2 tRNA genes are annotated in these 584 nt (G+C 56.2%); both read left to right on the plus strand.

Annotation, left to right across the window (positions count from 1 at the left end):
* The first annotated feature begins 47 nt into the window (after window positions 1-47).
* Window positions 48-124: transfer RNA gene (locus GVL61_RS24425), tRNA-Ile, on the plus strand.
* Between the two features lie 155 nt (window positions 125-279).
* Window positions 280-355 (plus strand) — tRNA-Ala (locus tag GVL61_RS24430).
* The last annotated feature ends 229 nt before the right edge of the window (window positions 356-584 follow it).

The raw sequence follows: 584 nt of genomic DNA on the forward strand, positions 1-584 counted from the left end.
GCTCACGCCGCCCGCGGCCTTTGTGGTCGTCTCGGGCTTGGCAAGTTGGGCCTGTAGCTCAGTTGGTTAGAGCGCACCCCTGATAAGGGTGAGGTCAGTGGTTCGAATCCACTCAGGCCCACCATTTTCGCGTAAGCGAAAATGGTCTTCCTTGTTAAGTGCTCAAGCGCCGCCGAACGCATCCGCGTTCTTGGCTTTTCCCGCGCATAAGCGCGGACGGCCGGTCGGCCTTGCGAACTCTACGAGTTCGGTAGTTCTACCAATGAGAGTTGGTTTAATGGGGCCTTAGCTCAGCTGGGAGAGCGGTTGCTTTGCAAGCATCAGGTCATCGGTTCGATCCCGATAGGCTCCACCATCCCCTGCCCTTGGCGGGGTTGATGGTACGTGCGCTGCACGACTGCTCTCAAGTATTCTCCAGAGATGAAGTGAAACGGTTCCGGCCTTAACAGGCCGGTTGCGCGGGATTTGCCCGCATTCTTTGACATTGTGAATGGGTTTTTTAATCGATGCCGTGGCGCGTCGTGCTTGCTGACGTAGTGAGCACACGATGACGCGCAACATACAGATGTAAATCTGGCTGAGAT

It is taken from the genome of Novosphingobium sp. 18050, assembly GCF_902706195.1.
Lineage (GTDB): Bacteria > Pseudomonadota > Alphaproteobacteria > Sphingomonadales > Sphingomonadaceae > Novosphingobium.